Raw genomic sequence first — 20779 nt, forward strand, 5'->3', positions numbered from 1 at the left:
TGGGTCGGCCGGGGACCGGACGGGCTTGGGGGACGGATCCGTTCGCCGAGCGGCGCCGGCCGGCCGTACGCCGGGTGATCACGGGGTGTTCACCCTGTGCACGCGGCCGGTGGCGACTCGCTCCCGAGAGCGCTCTCCGCGCGCCCGTCGGCGGGATCCGGGGGCCGGACCTTCGGGGGCCCGGCGGGGTGGGGCAGGGACTACTTGATGCCCAGCTCGGTGCACTTGGCGGCGAGGTCCGCCGTGCAGAGGTCGGCGGCCTTGTAGATGCCGTCCTGGACCACCGTGGACTGGATGTTGGTCTTGTCGACCACGACCGGGGCGAAGAGCGTCGACGGCACGCCGTCGGTGGCGCCCTGGGCACCGAGGTCCTTGCCCTGGAGCAGGTTCACCGCGAACTTGGCGGCCTCGGGGGCCAGCTGGAGCGGCGACTTGTAGATGGTGAAGGTCTGCGTACCGGCGATGATGCGCTGGATGCCCGCGACCTCGGCGTCCTGGCCACCCACCGGGATGCCCTTGATGCCGGCGTTCTCGAGGGAGGTGATGATGCCGCCGGCCATGCCGTCGTTGGCGGAGTAGACCGCGCCGATCTTGTCCTTGCCGACCGAGGAGATGGCGGCGGCCATCTTCTCGCCGGCGATCTTCGGGTCCCACTCGCCGGAGGCCTCGTAGGCGATCTTGCCGACCTTGCCGTCGAGCGCGGTGTGGGCGCCCTTCTTGAAGAGACCGGCGTTCGGGTCCTTCTCGTCGCCGTTGATCATCACGACGTTGGCGGAGGCCGCCTTGGCGCCGAGGGCGGTCAGCAGGGCCTGGCCCTGGAGCTCGCCGACCTTGTTGTTGTCGTGGCTGACGTAGGCGTCGGCGCCCGCGACGGCACGGTCGTACGCGACGACCTTGACGCCCTTGGCCTTCGCGTCCTTGACCCAGCCCGCGGCCTTCTCGGCGTCCACCGGGTCGAGGGCGATGACCTTGACGCCGTCGGCGATCAGCTGGTCGAACTGCTGCTTCTGCTTCACGACGTCGGAGACCGCGTTGTTGTACACGATCTCGCAGTCGCCGCAGGCGGCCTTGACGGCCTTCTCGAACTGCGGCTTGTCCAGCGCCTCGTAGCGCGAGGTCTTGTTCTCGGGGAGGAGCAGACCGATCTTGGTCGAGCTGCCCTTGTCCCCGCTGTCGTCGCCGCCGGCCTTGCCACAGGCGCCGAGCGTGAGAGCCATCGAGACCGCGGCCGTTGCTATGACGGCACGACGCGTCACTGCGTTCATGTGAGGTTGCCTCCCTGACGAGGCCGCGACGTTGCGGCCGAGGTGTCCCGAAGTCAACTCGGCCGCAACGTTGTCGTCAAGAAGTAAATTCTTAACGAGATGACAACGGTGGTGTTCGTTATCTAAGTGAAGGCAAGCCGGGAGACCGGAGCGGCCGTGGGCAGCGCACTCTCCAACAGGGACGAATCACCCATCTCGCTCAGGACGAGGGCCAGCGCGCCGAGCACTTCGGCGCGGCCGCCCAAGGCCCCCTGGGCCAGCGAGAGCTGACGGGCGGCACTGGGGATCGCGTACCGCGAGACGGAGTCCCTGATGGGCGCCAGGACCAGCTCACCGGCCTCCGCGAGGTCGCCGCCGAGCACCACGCGGCTCGGGTTCAGGAGATTGCAGAGGTTGGCGATGCCGCTGCCGATGTGCCGGCCGACGTCGGCGATCACGCGGCGGCAGCCGGGGTCGCCCTCCCGGGCCAGCTGGACCACCCGCTCCATGGTCAGATCGGGGCCGTGGCTCGGCTGGAGCAGCGGCAGGACGTAGCGGGCGGCCGTGAAGGTCTCCAGGCAGCCCCGGTTGCCGCAGCGGCAGACCGGCCCCGACTCGTCCAGCGTGATGTGCCCGATCTCGCCCGCGGTGCCGCCCGGACCCCGGTAGACCCGGCCGTCGATCACCAGGCCGGCGCCGACGCCGCTGGCCACCTTGATGTACGCCAGGTCCTTGACGCCCCGGCCGCTCCCCCAGACCAGCTCGCCCAGCGCGCCGAGGTTGGCGTCGTTGTCGACGTGCACGGGCACGCCGAGCCGGCCGGACAGCTCCTCGGCCGGATTGATGCCGCTCCACCCCGGCAGGATCGACGTCGAGCCGAGGGTCCCGGAGGACACGTCGATGGGGCCCGGCACGCCGAGACCCACGCCGATGACCTTGTCCCGGCCGATGCCGGTGGCCTGGATCAGCCGGTTGACCAGCTGTTCCGCCCGGTCGAAGCCCTCGGCGGCGGAGGCGTCGACGTCGAGCGGCTCGGACTCCTCGGCGAGGACCTGGTGGGCGAGGTTGCCCACCGCGACCCGGAGGTGGGTGTGGCCGAAGTCGACGCCGATGACGATGCCGGCGTCACCGGAGAGCGAGACGCTGCGGGCCCGGCGGCCCCCCGCGGAGGTGGGCGTGACCTCGACGGTCCCGCCGTCCTTCAGCTCCCGCACGATGTTGGAGACCGTGGCGGCCGAGAGGCCCGTCGCCCTGGCGATCTCCGCCTGGGTGAGCGAGCCGGCCATGCGCACCGCCCGGACGACCCGTTCGAGATTGGCCCTGTGCAGAGACGTCTGCGACCCCGGAGTCTCCATCGACTCACTCACTCCCACCGTTTTCTCCAACATGTGAACTCTAAGGGGACGCTTTCGGCTTGCTCCCCGTCAAGACCTTGAGTTGCCGACGGTACGGGTCACACGACGCGAAGGGCCCCCGGCGCGGGGTGCGCCGGGGGCCCTGGGGACCGCGATACGGGTTACTTCACGACTTACTTCACGGCGCCGGCCGTCAGACCGGCCACCACCTGCCGCTGGAAGACGATGTAGGCCGCGAGGACGGGGAGCATCGCCATCACCAGGCCGGCGAAGAGCCCTGACCAGTCGCCCTTGTAGCCCTGGCTGACGGCCAGCTGGACGAGGCCCTGGGAGAGCACCTTCTTCTCCGGCTCGGTGTTGAGCACGGTCGGCAGCAGGTACTGGTTCCACTGGCCGAGGAAGTTGAAGATGCCGACGCTGATGAGGCCGGGCTTGGCCATCGGCAGCATCACCTGGAAGAAGGTCCGGGTGTGCGAGGCGCCGTCCACGAAGGCCGCTTCCGCGACCGAGGTCGGCAGCGTGCGGAAGAAGGCGGTGAGGAAGAAGACGGTGAACGGCAGCGAGTACGCGATGTAGACGAGGATCAGGCCGTGCAGCGTGTTCAGCAGGGCCATGTTCTGCATCACGTAGAACAGCGGCACCAGGGCGAGGATGATCGGGAAGCTCATCCCGCCGATGAAGAGGAAGTAGATGAAGCGGTTGCCCGGGAAGTCGAAGCGGGCCAGCACGTAGGCCGCCATCGAGCCGAGCAGGAGCGTGCCGACCAGCGATCCGGCGACCACCAGGACGGTGTTCAGGAAGTAGTCGCCCATGTGCGCCTCGGTCCAGGCGCGCGACCAGTTCTCGAAGTGCAGCTTGTCCGGGAGCGACCACGGCGAGGTGAAGATCGCCCGGTCGGTCTTGAAGGAGGTCATGACCGCCCACAGCAGCGGCATGACGACCATGATCGCCCAGACGATCAGCATCCCGTGCGAGAAGACGTTGAGGGTCGCGCCGTCGCCCTTCGAAGCCTTGGCTCCCCCGGAGCGCTCGGCGGAGGCCGGGGCCGAGGTCTTGCCGAGCGTCAGGCCCGGGCCGGCCGGGGAGCCGGACGGGTCCTCGACGCCGGCGGAGGCAGTGTCGGTCGTCTTCATCAGAACTCCAGCCGCTCGCGCCGGCCCAGCTTCATCACGACGGCCGCGAAGGCGAGCGTGACGAGGAGGAGCGCGACACCGATGGTCGTTGCGTAGGCGGCCTGACCGTCCCGGAATGCCTTCTGGTACACGTACAGCGGCATGACGATGGTGGAGTAGTCGGGCCCGCCGCCGTTGGGGCCGACGGTCATGATCTGGACGACGGCGAAGGACTCCGCGCCCAGCGCGAGGATGCCCATGTAGATCCAGCCGGACTGCACGGTGTCCCAGAGCAGCGGCAGGGTGATCTTGAAGAACGTGGTGAAGCGGTTCGCCCCGTCGAGCAGCGCGGCCTCGTAGAAATCCCTCGGAATGGACGCCATGCCGGCCGAGAAGAGGACGACGAAGAATCCGACGGTGGACCAGACGAGAACCACCATGACGCAGATGAGGGCGAGATCCGGATCGCCGAGCCAGTCCGGCTGGACGCTTCCGAGTCCGACCCCCTTCAGTACGGAATTGATCGCTCCGCTATTCGGGTTGTACGCGAACTGGAAGAGCAGCGCCACGATCGCGATCGACAGCACCTGCGGGAAGAAGTACACGATTTTGTAGAAGGACGAACCACGCACGCCCGCGATGGCCGCCCCCCTGCGGCGCCGACCGCCGACATTGAGCATGAAGGCGAAGAACAGCGCGAGACCGACGGTCACCAGCGGCAGCACCACCGCGAAGGTCAGACTGTGCTGGAGCGATTTCCAGAAGATCTCGTCGTCCAGCATTCTGCTGTAGTTGTCGAATCCGACCATCCCGAATTCGGGACTCAGTCCGGTCCAGTCCGTGAAGGAGTAGTAGATGGACTGGATGAACGGCCAGATGACGAAGAGCACGTAGAGCGCGAGGGGGGCCGCCAGGAACCCCACGATGAAACGGTACTTGCCGTGTTGCATTCCTACCGACCCCGATCTTCCCGCGGAGGCGCGCCGCTGGTGCTGCGCGCGAGGGGGCCGGGGCCCGCTCCCGGTCGGCGGGAAGGGGCCCCGGCACTGCTCACTGGTGCTTGTAGTGCTTGATCGACGAGTCCTGGGCCGCCTCGTCGGCGTACTTCTGGATCTTCTTGATCGTCTCGGCCGGCGTCGCGCGGCCGGCCATCATCTCGCCGATGCCGGCGACACCGATCTTCTCCTTCTGGAGGGCGACGTACCAGTCCTGGAGGCGCGGGTTGACGACGTTCTGGCCGGCCTTCTCCAGGGCGGCGACGCCGGACTTCAGACCCGGGGAGAGCTCGATGCCGTCGGTGCCGCCGTTGAGGGCGGTCAGGGACTTCACCGACTGGGTGAAGTTCTTGGACGAGGCCTCGCTGAGCATGATGCGCAGCTGCTCCATGCCGCCCTCGGCGTTCGCCGCCTTGGCCGGGACGACGAAGGGCTCGCCGCCGGCGGCCCAGATGGTGCCGAACGGCATCTTGTCCGAGGAGTCGATGCCGGTCGGGGCCGAGACGGCCAGGCCGAAGTCGGCCGGCATGGTCTTCGCGGCCTCGTTCTCGACCCAGGAGCCGTTGGGGATGAACAGCGCCTTGCCCTCGGTCCAGGCGGTCTGCGACTGGATGTGGTCCAGGCCGGGGGTGCCCTTGAGGATGTACCCCTTCTTCACGAGCTCGTAGTACGCCTCGAAACACGCCTTGACCGCGGGGTGCTCCCAGGCCTTCGGCTCCAGGTTGTCGATGGCGTCCAGGACCTCGCGGCCGCCGACCTTGGCGATCATCGGGTACAGCGAGAAGGGGACGTAGTACGGGTGCTTGCCGGCGTACGTCCAGCCCGCGATGCCCTTCTTCTTGGCCTTCTCGCAGACGGCCAGCATCTCGTCCCAGGTCTCGGGGTACTTCGCGTCGAGCGAGTCGAGGAGCTTCTGCGAGTACCAGACGCCGTAGACCGTGTAGGCGTAGTTCAGGATCCAGCACGGCTCGCCGTCGAACTGGCCCATCTCGACGATGCCCGGGCGCAGGGTGTCGCGGACCGTCTTGCTCGGGTCGTCGATGGAGGGCGCGTCGAGCAGCGGGGTGAGGTCCGCGAGCTGCTTCTGGCCGACCAGGACACCCATGTCCATCTGCTCGGCGCCGGAGTTGTCGATGAGGTCCGGCGGGTTGCCGCCGTTGAAGCGGGGCTGGAGCGTGGTGGTGATCTTCTGGGTGGGGGTGAACTTGACCTTCGCCTTGGGGAAATTGGTCTCGTAGATCTTGACCGCGTCCTTGGCGTACTCCTGTCCGAATCCACCGTCGAAGAGGACGAAATCGAGCGGGGCCCCCTCGTTCACCCCGAGCGGGTTCTTTTCGGACTTCGTGCCCTTCTCGACCTTCCCGTTGCCACCGCTGTCACTGCTCGCACAGGCGGACAGGAAGCTCATCGTCGGCACCGAGATCAGACCGATAGCGGCGGAACGCTTGATCAGATCGCGACGGCCGAGGCCGCCCTCATTGGTCTGTGCGGGGGTGGATCCCATGCTCAAGTCCTCGCCTTCATTCAGGACTCAGGCGGTGTACCGGTCGCCCGTACTACTCGCTCGCCACAGGCGAAGGGCCCCGCCACCGCGGTCATTTGCAGCCGGGTCGTGCAGGCGTCGGGCCGTCGTCCGATGGAAACGACTGGCGGGACGCCGACAGGTATAGTCCACTTCCCTTCACCGGAGCAAGATCGAAAGCAGGTTTTCACGGCCATCTTTCCCGAGTTGAGACCTGCGGGATAAGCACCCCGGATCTGCGGCGTTTCGTCCAACCATTCGTCAACCAACACCCTTGACACCGCGCCGGAGTTGCCCGTACTGAAGCCTCCTCGCGCCGTCACCGGTGAGGCCGGCCCGGATAGCGGTGGGACACTAACCGACAATCCGGACATAGGGTCTTGGATCGAAACAGTCGTGTCACAAACCGGTTGCCCGGTGAAGATCTCGTGAGAAGGATCCTGGATCATAGAGGTTCCGCCGCCTACGCCCTTCGGGCACACGCGCGCCGGACCTGCCTTATTCCACTCGGAACTGGAGTACTACGTGGCCAAGTCTTCTGGCCTGAACCGCACGGGCGTCCTGTCCCGTGTCACGGTCGCGGCGATAACCGCGGCCCTCGTCGGCACCACCACGGCCGCCGTCGCGGCCGACGCCCCCCAGCCCGCCCGTTCGGCCTCGGCCGTCCAGAAGGCGGCGCCGAAGGCGGGCACCCTCGCCGCTTCCTCCGCCTCCACCGTCGCCGACGGCGAGCTGCGCGGTGTGGACGGCAACGGCTTCATGTACGCGTACCTGCCGAACGGCACCGGTGGTTTCAGCGGCCGACAGTACGTCGGCAGCGGCTGGCAGTACACCAACCAGCTCACCATGGCCGACCAGAACGGCGACGGCGAGACCGACGGCGCCTGGGACGTCACCGGCGGCCGTCTGTCCTACACCGCGTGGGGCCAGGACGGCGTCTCCCTCGGCTCCGGCTGGGGCGTCTTCAACAAGGTCGTCTCGACCGGCAACCTGGGTGGCGCCGCTGCTCCGGACCTGCTGGCGCGCGACAGCTCGGGCAAGCTGTTCCTGTACCTCGGGTACGGCAACGGCAAGCTCGCCCCGCGTGTGCAGATCGGTACCGGTTGGAACATCTTCAACCAGATCACCGGCAAGGGCGACATGAACGGCGACGGCAAGGACGACGTCATCGCCCGCGACTCCTCCGGCTACCTCTGGCTGTACCCGGGCACGGGCGACTACCGCAAGCCGCTCGGCCCCCGCGTCAAGGCCGGCAACGGCTGGAACGGCCTGAACACCTTCGTCTCCCCCGGTGACGTCAACTTCGACGGCATCCCCGACGTGGTCGCCCGTGACTCGCAGGGCGCGCTGTACCTGTACCCGGGCTCGGGCGTCTCCTACCCGGCGTTCAAGCCGCGTACGAAGATCGGCACCGGCTTCAACACGTACCGCCTGCTCTTCTCCTGACGCCACGCGCCCTAGCGGCGCGGTCAGCGGAAAGCCGAACGGGCCCCGCTCCTCTTCCGAGGAGCGGGGCCCGCTTCGTGCTGCCTGAGGCCGTGGGGTCAGCCGCGACGGTGCTTATCCACGAATGAGGTTGCGGAGCACGTACTGCATGATGCCGCCGTTGCGGTAGTAGTCCGCCTCGCCGGGGGTGTCGATGCGGACGACCGCGTCGAACTCGACACCGGTGTCGGTGGTGACCTTGACCGTGCTGGGGGTGGTGCCCTCGTTCAGCTCGGTGACGCCGGCGATGGAGAAGGTCTCCTCACCGGTCAGGCCGAGCGAGTCGGCCGACTGGCCGGCCGGGAACTGGAGCGGCAGGACGCCCATGCCGATGAGGTTCGAGCGGTGGATGCGCTCGTACGACTCGGTGATGACGGCCTTGACGCCGAGGAGCGCGGTGCCCTTGGCGGCCCAGTCGCGGGACGAACCGGAGCCGTACTCCTTGCCGCCCAGGATGACCAGCGGGGTGCCGGCGGCCTGGTAGTTCTGCGAGGCGTCGTAGATGAACGACACCGGCGCGTCGGCCTGGGTGAAGTCGCGGGTGAAGCCGCCCTCGGTGCCCGGCGCGATCTGGTTGCGCAGGCGGATGTTGGCGAACGTGCCGCGGATCATGACCTCGTGGTTGCCTCGGCGCGAGCCGTAGGAGTTGAAGTCACGACGCTCCACACCGTGCTCGGTGAGGTACTTGCCGGCCGGGGTGTCGGCCTTGATGGCACCGGCCGGGGAGATGTGGTCGGTGGTGACCGAGTCGCCCAGCTTGGCCAGGACGCGGGCGCCGACGATGTCGGTGACCGGGGTGGTCTCCATCGTCATGCCCTCGAAGTACGGGGGCTTCCGCACGTAGGTGGACTCGGTGTCCCACTCGAAGGTGTTGCCGGTCGGGATCTCCAGCGCCTGCCACTGGGCGTCGCCCGCGAAGACGTCCTGGTAGGACTTGTTGAACATGTCCTCGCCGATGGCGTTGGCGACGACGTCGTTGACCTCGGCCTCCGTCGGCCAGATGTCGGCCAGGTAGACGGGCTTGCCGTCCTGGTCGACGCCGAGGGCGTCCTTGGTGATGTCCACCTTCATGGAGCCCGCGATGGCGTACGCGACGACCAGCGGCGGGGAGGCCAGGTAGTTCATCTTGACGTCGGGGTTGATGCGACCCTCGAAGTTGCGGTTGCCCGAGAGCACCGAGGTCACGGCCAGGTCGTGCTCGTTGACGGCCTTGGAGACCTCCTCCGGCAGCGGGCCGGAGTTGCCGATGCAGGTGGTGCAGCCGTAGCCGACGAGGTTGAAGCCGACCTTGTCGAGGTACGGGGTGAGGCCCGCCTTGTCGAAGTAGTCGGTGACGACCTTCGAGCCCGGGGCGAGGGTGGTCTTGACCCACGGCTTGCGGGTCAGGCCCTTCTCGGTGGCCTTCTTCGCGACGAGCGCGGCTGCGACCATCACGTACGGGTTCGACGTGTTGGTGCAGGAGGTGATCGCGGCGACGGTGACGGCGCCGTGGTCGATCTCGTAGGTCGAGCCGTCGGGGGCCGTGACGGTGACCGGCTTCGACGGGGCGCCGTTCGGGTGGTTCGCCGGGGCGTCGGAGGCCGGGAAGGACTCCTTGCCCGCCTCGTCCGTGTCGTCGACGTAGTTGCGGACGTCCTGGGCGAACTGCGCGGCGGCGTTCGCGAGGACGATGCGGTCCTGCGGGCGCTTCGGGCCGGCGATGGACGGGACGACCGTGGAGAGGTCGAGCTCCAGCTTCTCGGAGAAGTCGGGCTCGGCGGCCGGGTCGAGCCAGAGGCCCTGCTCCTTGGCGTACGCCTCGACGAGCGCGACCTGCTGCGCGGAGCGGCCGGTGAGCTTGAGGTAGTTCAGGGTCTCGCCGTCGATCGGGAAGACCGCGGCGGTGGAACCGAACTCCGGCGACATGTTGCCGATGGTGGCGCGGTTGGCCAGCGAGGTGGCGGCGACGCCCTCGCCGTAGAACTCGACGAACTTGCCGACGACGCCGTGCTTGCGCAGCATCTCGGTGATCGTGAGGACCAGGTCGGTGGCGGTGGTGCCGGCCGGGAGCTCGCCGGTCAGCTTGAAGCCGACGACGCGCGGGATGAGCATGGAGACCGGCTGGCCGAGCATCGCGGCCTCGGCCTCGATGCCGCCGACGCCCCAGCCCAGCACGCCCAGGCCGTTGACCATGGTGGTGTGCGAGTCGGTGCCGACGAGGGTGTCGGGGTACGCCTGGCCGTTGCGGACCATGACCGTACGGGCCAGGTGCTCGATGTTCACCTGGTGGACGATGCCGGTGCCCGGCGGGACGACCTTGAAGTCGTCGAACGCGGTCTGGCCCCAGCGCAGGAACTGGTAGCGCTCCTTGTTGCGGCCGTACTCCAGCTCGACGTTCTGCGCGAAGGCGTCGTTGGTGCCGAACTTGTCGGCGATGACGGAGTGGTCGATGACCATCTCGGCCGGGGAGAGCGGGTTGATCTTCGCCGGGTCGCCGCCGAGCGCCGCCACGGCCTCGCGCATGGTGGCGAGGTCGACGACACAGGGGACACCGGTGAAGTCCTGCATGATCACGCGCGCCGGCGTGAACTGGATCTCCTGGCTCGGCTGGGCCTGGGAGTCCCAGTTGCCGAGGGCCCGGATGTGATCGGCGGTGATGTTCGCGCCGTCCTCGGTGCGGAGCAGGTTCTCCAGGAGGACCTTCAGGCTGTAAGGGAGGCGCGCGGAGCCCTCGACCTTGTCCAGCTTGAAGATCTCGTACGACTCGTCGCCCACGCGCAGCGTGCTGCGGGCGTCGAAGCTGTTCGCCGACACGACAGTCTCCTTCATATGTGTGCGCGTTCCACCACATCCTGCCGCCACGTACACGTCGTCGATCCGCTAAGGTAAGGCTAAGTTAGGTAACCCTTACCGGGGTCGTGGCAGCGGTGCGCCTCGGCAGATATCTCGATGTCGAGATAACTCTAGTACATCACCGCCGCGCGGTCATGCCTGGCATGCCCCGGATCCGGTCCGGACTTCCCGCCGGGCCTCCCCGGACGGCCGCGGTCCGATGGCCGGGCCGCCGCCCCGCGCTGCCGGGGTCCGGCATCCGGGCCACCCCGTACGGCCGCGGCCCGATTGCCGGACCGGACCGGGCGGCCGACGATCGGAGCATGTTCAGTGGCGCACACGTGATCCTCTACAGCCGGGACGCCGAGGCGGACCGCGCGTTCCTCAGGGACGTACTCGGCTTCGAGCACGTGGACGCGGGAGGCGGCTGGCTCATCTTCAAGCTGCCGCCGGCCGAGGTCGCGGCGCACCCGACGACGGGCGAGCCGAGGCACGAGATGTACCTCATGTGTGACAACTTGACCCAAACCCTGACGGCCCTGGATGAAAAGGGCGTGGAGATCTCACGGGCCGTCAGCGACGAGGGCTGGGGACTGCTCGCCGCCATCCGGCTGCCGAGCGGCACCGAACTCCCCCTGTACGAACCGCGCCACCCCACCGCTCACGGCAATTCACCCTGACGGCCCACCCCGATGACGGGGTGCATCTCATATCTGAGATAGCGTGACGCCATGGCAGACGACTACCTCGTACGCATCGGCAAGCTCATCCGTGACGCCCGGCAGCACCGCGGCTGGACGCAGACGCAGCTCGCCGAAGCGCTGGCCACAAGCCAGAGCGCCGTCAACCGGATCGAGCGCGGCAACCAGAACATCAGCCTTGAGATGATCGCCCGGATCGGCGAGGCCCTCGACAGCGAGATCGTGTCCCTGGGCTACGCGGGCCCCATGCACCTCCGCGTCGTCGGCCGGCGCCGGCTCTCCGGCGCCATCGACGTCAAGACGAGCAAGAACGCCTGTGTCGCGCTGCTCTGCGCCTCGCTCCTCAACAAGGGCCGCACGGTCCTGCGCCGCGTCGCCCGCATCGAGGAGGTCTTCCGACTCCTGGAGGTCCTCAACTCCATCGGCGTCCGCACCCGCTGGATCAACGACGGCGTCGACCTGGAGATCGTGCCGCCCGCCGAACTGGACATGGAGTCCATCGACGCCGAGGCCGCGATCCGCACCCGCTCGATCATCATGTTCCTCGGCCCGCTGCTGCACCGCATGGACCGCTTCAATCTGCCGTACGCCGGCGGCTGCGACCTCGGTACGCGCACGATCGAACCGCACATGATCGCCCTGCGCCGCTTCGGCCTGGAAGTCACCGCGACCGACAACCTGTACCACGCGCAGGTCGAGCGGTCCGTCTCCCCCGACCGCCCGATCGTCCTGACCGAGCGCGGCGACACGGTCACCGAGAACGCGCTGCTCGCGGCCGCCCGACACGACGGCGTCACCGTCATCCGCAACGCCTCCTCCAACTACATGGTCCAGGACCTCTGCTTCTTCCTGGAGGCCCTCGGCGTCCGGGTCGACGGCATCGGCACCACCACCCTGACCGTCCACGGCATCCCCCAGATCGACGTCGACGTCGACTACTCCCCCTCCGAGGACCCGGTCGAGGCGATGAGCCTGGTCGCCGCGGCCGTGGTGACGGAGTCGGAGCTGACCATCCGCCGGGTCCCCATCGAGTTCATGGAGATCGAGCTCGCCGTCCTGGAGGAGATGGGCCTCGACCACGACCGCTCGCCGGAGTACGCGGCGGACAACGGCCGCACCCGCCTCGTCGACCTCACGGTCCGCCCCTCCAAACTGGAGGCGCCGATCGACAAGATCCACCCCATGCCCTTCCCGGGCCTCAACATCGACAACGTCCCCTTCTTCGCGGCCATCGCCGCCACGGCCCAGGGCAAGACCCTCATCCACGACTGGGTCTACGACAACCGCGCCATCTACCTCACCGACCTCAACCGCCTCGGCGGCCGCCTCCAACTCCTCGACCCCCACCGCGTCCTCGTCGAAGGCCCCACCCGCTGGCGCGCCGCCGAAATGATGTGCCCCCCGGCCCTCCGCCCGGCCGTGGTCGTCCTCCTCGCGATGATGGCCGCGGAGGGCACGTCGGTCCTCCGGAACGTGTACGTCATCAACCGGGGTTACGAGGACCTGGCGGAGCGCCTCAACTCGATCGGCGCCCAGATCGAGATCTTCCGGGACATCTAGAGACCAACGCCCTGTCACCCTTCACTCAGGGTGGCAGGGCGTTGGTCTCTTCGTGCAGCGGTCTCTTTGTTGCAACCGAGCGAGTGCGAGCGCGTCTACGCCGACGCGGGCAGCGCGGGGAACACGACCACCGAGCCGTCCTTGTCCCGGGCGATCTCGATCGCCACGTCTGTCGTGCGGCTGTCGACCATGACCCCGCCGCCCAGCTGGTGAATCCGGAATGCCGCGCGCATCAGGCGGTCGACTTCGCCGGTCGTGAAGACGGGGCGCAAACCGTTCGGGCGTGCCAGCTCCAGCGCCGACAGGCGTACGAGGACACGGCCGATACCCAACTCCATTTCGTCGAGGCGCTGCTGATCGCGCTTGAGTGCGCGGGTGAAGTGCTCGAACGGATTGCCGGGCTCGCTCTGGGCGTGCTCGACGGCCTGGAGGACGATCACCCGCCGCATCAGCGCGATGGCCAGGGCTGCGAGTTCGAGGTGGGTACGGAACGTGCCACCATGGTCGTCGACGCCGGGGAACGACTTGGTCAACGTGTCGAGTTCGACAGCCTCGCCCTCGGGCAGTCCGTCGAGTGCGCTCTGCCAGCGGGCAAGGCGGCGGCCGGCTTTGCTCAGCGCCGTGTCGATGGCATGCACTGCCGAGTCGAGTCCCAGCGAGACGCCGAGCCTGCCCTGGTCGAGCAGAATGGCGGTGGCTTTGTCGATGGCATTGCGGCAGGCGTCGAGTGCGCTGTGCTCGTCGTCGAGCTTGTCCTCCTGAAGTTGCTCCAGCAGTTCCGTAATGTGTTCGATGGCCTGCTGGCGCTTGCGGTCGGCGTGCGCGCTCACCCCCACCGCCACGGCCATGAGCACGAGCGGAGCGGCCACGGTGAGTGCCGTACCACCGGCGGCTGCGACACCCACGGTGGCACCGGCCCCGCCAGCCGTGCCCGCTGCTGCCGCTCCTCCGACTGGCACGAACTTCGCTTGGGCGGCGATCCTGCCCGTCGAGTTCACGAGCGCACCGTGGATGCCACCGGCTGCCCCCTTCGGCACCATCGGGCGAACGAGGCCCTGCCCGAACTGGGCGGCGACCTTCGCCGGGACCACCATGCGATACAAGCTCTCGCCGGAAGCAGTCGCCCTGGCCACCGTGAGGGAACTTCGCGCCGATTGCGTGACGAACTGTGACAGGTGCTGGGCCAGGGGACTCGCGGCGTCGAGCGGGATGCCACGGCCGCGGTCGATCCTGTCCGGCAGCGGATGCACCTCGAGCGTGACGATCGGCTCGTCGGCCATGACGGCCAGTACTCCGCGCAGTTCGGCCAGGCGCTCAGCCGTCATCGACTCGCCCGCTGTCAGCCCTGACACTCGGACGTCAGCGGTCGCCAGCGTCCACACCGGAACGAGTGCCTTGCGGTCGTCAGTCATCGTCTCCCCCTGCTTCCCGACGACAGCCTACGGCCGGCGTCCGACAAGAACGGCACGAACCTCGTGCATTCCACTATGACTATGGGTACTACCCGTTGACGGCGTCAACAGATTGACGTCGTCGGCGTCGGCAGGTGAAGATATACGCTCCCAGCGGGTTGGCCCGGGGTTGACCTGCCTTGCGCGCGATCGGGTGAAACGGGGAGTGGCGAGTGAGCCTGGAGATGATCGACGGACGATTCCGGATCACGGGTTCCGTCGGGCGCGGCAACATGGGCGAGGTCCACCGCGCCGAGGACCTCCAGGCCGCACCGGACTCCCCGTACAGGGAGGTCGCGGTCAAGACCATCCTGCGTGGCCGGACCGGGATCGCCGTCGACACGTCGGGCACCAGCGAGGAGGTCGGCCGCTTCCGCCGTGAGGTGCGGATCATGCGCATGCTCTCCCAGGGCCACCCGAACCTCACCCTGCTCATCGATGGCGGGGTGGACCTCACCGGCCGAGGTGACGGACTGCCCTATCTGGCCATGGAGCTGCTCGACGGCCACCCTCTCGCCGATCTCATCGACGAGGAGCCCCAGCTTCCGGTCTCCTGGGCAGCCGCCATCGGAGCGCAGATCGCCTCCGGTCTCGGCGCCGCACACACGGCTGGTGTGGTCCACCGCGACCTGAAGCCGGCCAATGTGATGCTGACGGGCGACGGAACCGTCAAAGTGCTCGACTTCGGCATGGGCTCGATCGTCGACGATCCGGATCAGACGCGGCTGACCAGCACCGGTGTCAGCGTGGGAACCGCCCGGTACATGGCGCCCGAGCAGTTCCGGGCCGAGCGGGTCTCCGGCCTCGCCGATCTCTACGCGCTGGGCTGCATCCTGTACGAACTGCTGATCGGGCAGCCGCCGTTCTCCGCCAGAACCCCCTACGAACTCTGCGAACAGCACACTCATCAGCAGCCCCCGCGGCTGACCCTGGTGCGCCCGGACCTGCCCGCCGAGTTGGTCCGCCTGGTGAACCGCCTCCTTGAGAAGGACGCCGAGCTGCGGCCCGAGAACGCCGCCCTGGTCCATGACGTGCTGGTCCCGCTCGCGCTCGCGCCGGACGACACCGCAGCGTTGCTGGCCCCGCACTGGCAGGCGATGGACCCCGTCGAGCGGCTGCGCGCGCTGCTTCCCCGGCGTGCCGCCGCCGCGCCCGTGCCCGTGCCCCGCAAGGCGCCGCGGCTGCCCGAGACGATGGACGTCTTCGGTATCCATGCCGACCTGATCAGCGAGTACGAGAACTTCACCAAGAGCGCGACGGTGATACGGGACCCGCGCGTCGAGGGATTCGTCAAGGACGATCTGGCGGCGAAGTCGCAGTGGCCCGACCCGTGGCTGTCGCTGAACCCGTTCTTCGCGGACGGCGGCCAGGTCACCGATCTCGTCCGGGACGGTGTGCTGCACCCCAAGTGCGCGGAGATCTTCCAGGCGGGCAAGAAGGAGGGCGCGCGGCGTCCCGACGGACGGCCGCTCACCTTCCACCTGCACCAGCGACAGGCGATCGAGGCCGCCCAGGCCGGCGACTCCTACGTGCTGACCACGGGTACCGGCTCCGGCAAGTCCCTGTCGTACATCGTGCCGATCGTGGACCGCGTCCTGAAAGAGCGCGAGGCGGCGGGCCCGCAAGCCGAGCGCCGGGTGCGCGCGATCGTCGTGTACCCGATGAACGCCCTGGCCAACTCCCAGCTCATGGAGTTGGAGAAGTACCTGCGCCACGGCTTCGGGGCGGGGCACGAGCCGGTCACCTTCGCCCGCTACACCGGCCAGGAGTCCGACGAGCAGCGGAAGGCCCTGCGCAAGGACCCGCCGGACATCCTGCTGACGAACTACGTGATGCTGGAGCTGATGCTGACCCGGCCGGACGACCGGGCGAGCCTGATCCGCAACGCCGAGGGGCTGCAGTTCCTCGTCTTCGACGAGCTGCACACCTACCGGGGACGGCAGGGCGCCGACGTGGCGTTCCTGATCCGCCGGGTCCGCGAGGCCTGCCGTGCCTCCGCCACCCTGCAGTGCATCGGCACCTCCGCGACCATGTCCACCGAGGGCTCCTGGGAGGAGCAGCGGCGCGAGGTCGCCAAGGTCGCCGGCCGGCTGTTCGGTACGACGGTGCTGCCGAAGCGCGTCATCGGCGAGACCCTCATCCGGGCGACCGAGGAGCCGCCGGCGGCCGTGCCCGCCGAACGGCTGCGTGTGCCGGCGGCGCCGCTCTCGTACGAGGCGCTGACGAAGGACTCGCTGGCCCGCTGGCTGGAGTCGCGGTTCGGTCTGGAGCGTGAGGAGGGCACGGGGCGGCTGCGCCGCTGCGCCCCGGAGACGGTGGAGACCGCGGCAGCCGAACTGCACGCGGAGTCCGAGGTACCCGAGGAGCAGGTAGCCGAGGCGATCCGCACCACGCTGGAGGCCGGTGCGCGGGCGAAGCACCCGGTGACGGAGCGGCCTTTGTTCGCTTTCCGGCTGCACCAGTTCCTCTCCAAGGGCGACACCGTCTACACGACGCTGCAGGATCCGCTCAGTCGGCCGCTCACCCGCACGTACCAGCTGGAACAGCCGAACAGCGGTGGGATGCCGCTGTTCCCCCTGTCGTTCTGCCGCGAGTGCGGGCAGGAGTACCTGACCGTGTGGCGTACCGAGGAGAACGGTTCGTTCCGGTACGAGCCGCGCCGGGACACGTCCGCCTCGGGTGGCCGAGCCGGCGAGGGCTACCTCTACGTCGGCATGCCCGGCCAGGACTACGAGTGGCCGGTGGACCCGCAGACGGCGGTGGACGACCGGCGGCTGCCGGAGTCGTGGCTGGAGTCCGACGCGCAGGGCGTGACCGTCGTCAAGAAGTCCTACCGTCCCCGGGTGCCCAAGCGCGTCGTCGTGGACCCGCTCGGGAACGAGTCGGGGGACGGGCTGGTAGCGGCGTTCGTTCCGGCTCCTTTCCTGTTCTGCGTGCACTGCCAGGTCTCGTACGAGCAGACCCGCGGCCGGGACTTCGCCAAGCTGGCCACGCTGGACCAGGAGGGGCGGTCCTCGGCCACCTCCCTGATCTCCGCGTCGATCGTGAAGTCCCTGCGGGCCGTGCCCGAGAACAGTCTGGGCAAGGAGGCGCGCAAGCTCCTCACCTTCGTCGACAACCGGCAGGACGCCTCTCTGCAGGCCGGGCACTTCAACGACTTCGCGCAAGTGACCCAGTTGCGGGGCGCCCTCTACCAGGCCGCGGTGCGGGCGGGTGAGGAAGGGCTGCACCACGACGACCTCGCCGAGGCGGTGACCTCCGTGATGGGCCTCTCTCCGCACGAGTACACAGGGTCCGCGTCGCTGCCGCCGTCGCTGGAGCGCCGGGCGACGAAGGCGTTCCGCGACGTCGTGGGATACCGGCTCTACCGCGACCTGGAGCGCGGCTGGCGCATCACGATGCCGAACCTCGAGCAGACGGGGCTGCTCCGCATCGACTACGAGGACCTGGCCTGGGTCGCCGACCAGCCGGAACGCTGGGAGTCCGTGCACGCCGTACTGCGCGACGCCGACCCCGCGCTGCGCGAGGAGGTCGCCCGGACACTGCTCGACCACATGCGGCGGGCCCTCGCCATCGACGTGCAGTACTTCCGCGACGACTTCGACGCGCTGCTGGGGGCGAGCGAGGAGCGTCTGACCGGTGCGTGGGTGCTGAGCGAGAGCGACCGGCCCACCGTCGGCACCGCCTACCCGTACGGCTCGAAGCCGGGCATGGAGCGCTCCGCGCTGTTCCTGTCCGCCCGCGGCAAGTTCGGCAAGTACCTCCGGCGGAACATGCCCGAGCTGCGCGACCTCCCTCTCGACGACGTCCAGGTCGTCATCGAGGATCTGCTGAAGGTGCTGCTCCAAGCAGAGCTCGTCCGTGAGGTGGACGCGACGCCCGAGCGTTCCGGGCCGGCCTTCCGTCGCCCGGTGGGGCAGAAGCGGACCGGCTACCGCGTGTCCGCGGCCGCGCTCGTGTGGCACGCCGGGGGTGGCGAGCGTGGCGCGGTTGACCCGCTGGCCCGCACGTACAGCCAGGGCGAGGGCCCCCGGGTCAACCCGTTCTTCCGTGACCTGTACCGGACGGCGGCGGCCGAGCTGGCCGGCCTGTACGCCCGGGAGCACACGGCTCAGGTCCCGCCGGAGGACCGTCTGGAGCGCGAGCAGCAGTTCCGCACCGCCGAACTTCCTTTGCTGTACTGCTCTCCGACGATGGAGCTGGGCGTGGACATCTCCTCGCTCAACGCCGTTCTGATGCGCAACGTGCCGCCGACGCCGGCGAACTACGCGCAGCGTTCGGGCCGGGCCGGCCGTTCCGGTCAGCCCGCCCTCGTGGCCACGTATTGCGCCACGGGCAACAGCCACGACCAGTATTACTTCCGCCGCTCGCAGGACATGGTGGCCGGGCAGGTGGCGCCGCCGCGACTGGACCTCGCCAACGAGGACCTGGTCCGCTCCCACCTCCAGGGCATCTGGCTGGCGGAGACCGCGATGAAGCTGGGCACCGCGATCCCGGACGTCGTCGACGTCGCCTACGATCCCGACGGCGACGACCGGCCCGATCCGCAGATGTCGCTGCCGCTCGTCGACCGGATCCGCGACCTGTCCCTGGACGAGGGGGCGCGCCGGCGCGCGGTCGCCGCCGCCCGTACCGTCCTCGCGCCGCTGTCCGCGGACCTGGCGGCCACCACCTGGTGGTACGACGAGTGGGTCGAGGACCGTATCGAGCGGGCCCCGCAGCGGTTCGACGACGCTTTCGACCGGTGGCGCCAGCTGTTCCGGGCGGCCGTCATCGACCAGTACGAGCAGAACAAGCGGGTCGTCGACCACACGCTCTCGCCGGGCGAGCAGAGCCGGGCACGCACCCGCCGCCGCGAGGCCGAGACGCAGACGAACCTGCTGCTGAACCGGTCGTCCGACAGCAAGTCGGTGATGAGCGACTTCAACCCGTACCGGTACCTGGCGTCCGAGGGATTCCTGCCCGGCTACAGCTTCCCGCGGCTGCCGCTGGCCGCGTACATCCCCCGCTCCGGCAACCGCCGCAACGCCGACGGCGACTATCTGCAGCGTCCCCGCTTCCTCGCGATCCGCGAGTTCGGCCCGGGCGCGCTGATCTACCACGAGGGCGCCCGCTACCAGGTCACCCGTGTCCAGCTGCCGCCGGACGCCTCGGGCGATCTGGCGACGGCGGAGGCACGGCGCTGCGACGGCTGCGGCTACCACTACGCCGTCAAGGTCGGTGCGGACGTCTGCGGCATGTGCGGCGAGTCGCTGCGGGGCAAGCGCACCGGGCTGCTGCATCTGCACACGGTGTACACGACGCCGCGCGAGCGGATCTCCTCCGACGAGGAGGAGCGCCGCAGGGCCGGTTTCCGGCTGGAGACCTCGTACGCCTTCCAGGACCACGGCGCCCGCAAGGGGCGTCTCACCTCGCACGTCATCGACACCGAGGGCACGCCCGTCCTCGACGTGGACTACGGCGATTCGGCGACGGTCCGCATCACCAACCTGGGCCGGGTCCGCGACAAGGAGGGCGAGCCGGACGGCTACTGGCTCGATCTGGGCGACGGACGCTGGCTCAACGACCGGGCCGCCGCGGACGCCATCGAGGGCACCGGCATGCCGGTGGTCGACGAGGACGGCAACGAGAAGCGCCGGAAGAAGCGTGTCCTCCCCTACGTGGAGGACCGCCGTAACATCCTCGTGGTCACTCTGGACGAGCCGCAGCCCGAGCCGATCGCCCTGTCGTTCCTGTACGCCCTCGAGCGGGGCATCGAGGCGGCGTTCGAGCTGGAGGACTCCGAGCTGACGGCGGAGCTGCTGCCGCCGGACGACGGTCCGCGGCGGCGCATCCTCTTCATGGAGGCGGCCGAGGGCGGCGCGGGTGTGCTGCGGCGCATCCAGCACGACAAGGACGCCCTCGCCGAGGCGGCCAGGACCGCCCTGGAGATCTGCCACTTCGACCCGGAGACCGGCGAGGACCTGGGCGGGCCTTCGGCCGACGAGGAGTGCGCCCGCGGTTGCTACGTCTGTCTGCTGAGCTACGGAAACCAGACGCACCACCGCCGGCTGAGCCGGCACAGCGCCCGGCCGCTGCTCCTGCGGCTCGCCGGTGCCCGTACCGAGCGGGAGGACCGGGGCGAGTCCCGCAGCGAGCAGTTCCGCAGGCTGGCCCCGTCGGCGGAGCCGGTCCGCGAGCCCGATCCGTCCCCCGCCCCGACACCTCTGGAGATGGATCTGGGGGCGCTGGTCAAGCAGGGCGACCTGCTCGGCTGGCTCCGGGCGAAGGGCTACCGGCTGCCGGACGAGGTCGACGTCCTCGTCCCTGAGGCGGCGGCGCGCCCGGACCTCGTCTTCCGTCTGGACGGCGCCAGCCTCGCCGTGTTCGTCGACGGCCCCGGACGCACGGCCGACTCGACGCGCGACATCGAGGCCGGCTACCGCCTGGAGGATGCAGGCTGGGACGTCCTGCGCTTCCCCGCGGACGCGGACTGGGACGCCATCACCGGGCACAACGCCGCCTATTTCCATCTGCGTTGACCTCCCCCGCCTCCTCTTCTCC

General features: G+C 69.0%; 11 protein-coding genes. 4 read left to right on the plus strand and 7 right to left on the minus strand.

Annotated features, from left to right (window positions below; genetic code table 11):
• Positions 1-200: 200 nt before the first annotated feature.
• The 5 genes from ACFCY7_RS06565 to ngcE all read right to left on the minus strand — a co-directional run bounded on the left by ACFCY7_RS06565 (position 201) and on the right by ngcE (position 6210).
• Complete coding sequence (locus ACFCY7_RS06565; protein WP_376481893.1) at positions 201-1265, minus strand: sugar ABC transporter substrate-binding protein; 1065 nt, start codon at positions 1263-1265, stop codon at positions 201-203.
• A gap of 122 nt (positions 1266-1387) precedes the next feature.
• On the minus strand, positions 1388-2599 hold the full coding sequence (locus tag ACFCY7_RS06570) for an ROK family protein (RefSeq protein ID WP_376481895.1): 1212 nt from the start codon (positions 2597-2599) through the stop codon (positions 1388-1390).
• Between the two features lie 173 nt (positions 2600-2772).
• Complete coding sequence (locus tag ACFCY7_RS06575) at positions 2773-3732, minus strand: carbohydrate ABC transporter permease (RefSeq protein WP_376481897.1); 960 nt, start codon at positions 3730-3732, stop codon at positions 2773-2775.
• Positions 3732-4661, minus strand: a complete 930-nt coding sequence (locus ACFCY7_RS06580; protein WP_367821257.1) for a carbohydrate ABC transporter permease — start codon at positions 4659-4661, stop codon at positions 3732-3734. The genes ACFCY7_RS06575 and ACFCY7_RS06580 overlap by 1 nt, the downstream gene beginning before the upstream one ends.
• 100 nt (positions 4662-4761) lie before the next feature.
• Positions 4762-6210, minus strand: a complete 1449-nt coding sequence (ngcE, locus tag ACFCY7_RS06585; RefSeq protein WP_376481898.1) for an N-acetylglucosamine/diacetylchitobiose ABC transporter substrate-binding protein — start codon at positions 6208-6210, stop codon at positions 4762-4764.
• Positions 6211-6753: 543 nt separating this feature from the next.
• Between ngcE and ACFCY7_RS06590 the strand changes: the two genes are divergently transcribed.
• Positions 6754-7674: an FG-GAP repeat domain-containing protein gene (locus tag ACFCY7_RS06590; RefSeq protein ID WP_376481899.1), complete on the plus strand. Its 921-nt coding sequence runs from the start codon at positions 6754-6756 to the stop codon at positions 7672-7674.
• Between the two features lie 114 nt (positions 7675-7788).
• On the opposite strand, the gene acnA is transcribed toward ACFCY7_RS06590, so the two are convergent.
• On the minus strand, positions 7789-10506 hold the full coding sequence (gene acnA / locus ACFCY7_RS06595; RefSeq protein ID WP_376481901.1) for an aconitate hydratase AcnA: 2718 nt from the start codon (positions 10504-10506) through the stop codon (positions 7789-7791).
• A 341-nt stretch (positions 10507-10847) separates the two neighbouring features.
• Here acnA and ACFCY7_RS06600 point away from each other — a divergent pair, with 341 nt between their 5' ends.
• Both ACFCY7_RS06600 and ACFCY7_RS06605 read left to right on the plus strand, forming a co-directional pair.
• A complete protein-coding gene (locus ACFCY7_RS06600) occupies positions 10848-11204 on the plus strand; it encodes a VOC family protein (RefSeq protein WP_376481903.1) in 357 nt (118 codons plus the stop codon).
• Between the two features lie 51 nt (positions 11205-11255).
• A complete protein-coding gene (locus tag ACFCY7_RS06605; protein ID WP_376481906.1) occupies positions 11256-12785 on the plus strand; it encodes a helix-turn-helix domain-containing protein in 1530 nt (509 codons plus the stop codon).
• 95 nt (positions 12786-12880) lie between these two features.
• On the opposite strand, the gene ACFCY7_RS06610 is transcribed toward ACFCY7_RS06605, so the two are convergent.
• A complete protein-coding gene (locus ACFCY7_RS06610) occupies positions 12881-14197 on the minus strand; it encodes a hypothetical protein (RefSeq protein ID WP_376481907.1) in 1317 nt (438 codons plus the stop codon).
• Positions 14198-14421: 224 nt separating this feature from the next.
• Here ACFCY7_RS06610 and ACFCY7_RS06615 point away from each other — a divergent pair, with 224 nt between their 5' ends.
• Positions 14422-20757, plus strand: coding sequence for a protein kinase (locus ACFCY7_RS06615; RefSeq protein WP_376481910.1), 6336 nt, complete (start codon positions 14422-14424; stop codon positions 20755-20757).
• Positions 20758-20779: the final 22 nt, after the last annotated feature.

It is taken from the genome of Streptomyces sp. NPDC056361 (assembly GCF_042262805.1).
Taxonomy (GTDB): domain Bacteria; phylum Actinomycetota; class Actinomycetes; order Streptomycetales; family Streptomycetaceae; genus Streptomyces.

Bases quoted from the DNA above. Each gene is read 5' to 3' on its own strand.
- ACFCY7_RS06565 (WP_376481893.1), bottom strand. From the start codon at position 1,265: ATGAACGCAGTGACGCGTCGTGCCGTCATAGCAACGGCCGCGGTCTCG.
- ACFCY7_RS06570 (WP_376481895.1), bottom strand. From the start codon at position 2,599: ATGGAGACTCCGGGGTCGCAGACGTCTCTGCACAGGGCCAATCTCGAA.
- ACFCY7_RS06575 (WP_376481897.1), bottom strand. From the start codon at position 3,732: ATGAAGACGACCGACACTGCCTCCGCCGGCGTCGAGGACCCGTCCGGC.
- ACFCY7_RS06580 (WP_367821257.1), bottom strand. From the start codon at position 4,661: ATGCAACACGGCAAGTACCGTTTCATCGTGGGGTTCCTGGCGGCCCCC.
- ngcE (WP_376481898.1), bottom strand. From the start codon at position 6,210: ATGGGATCCACCCCCGCACAGACCAATGAGGGCGGCCTCGGCCGTCGC.
- ACFCY7_RS06600 (WP_376481903.1), top strand. From the start codon at position 10,848: ATGTTCAGTGGCGCACACGTGATCCTCTACAGCCGGGACGCCGAGGCG.
- ACFCY7_RS06605 (WP_376481906.1), top strand. From the start codon at position 11,256: ATGGCAGACGACTACCTCGTACGCATCGGCAAGCTCATCCGTGACGCC.
- ACFCY7_RS06610 (WP_376481907.1), bottom strand. From the start codon at position 14,197: ATGACTGACGACCGCAAGGCACTCGTTCCGGTGTGGACGCTGGCGACC.
- ACFCY7_RS06615 (WP_376481910.1), top strand. From the start codon at position 14,422: ATGATCGACGGACGATTCCGGATCACGGGTTCCGTCGGGCGCGGCAAC.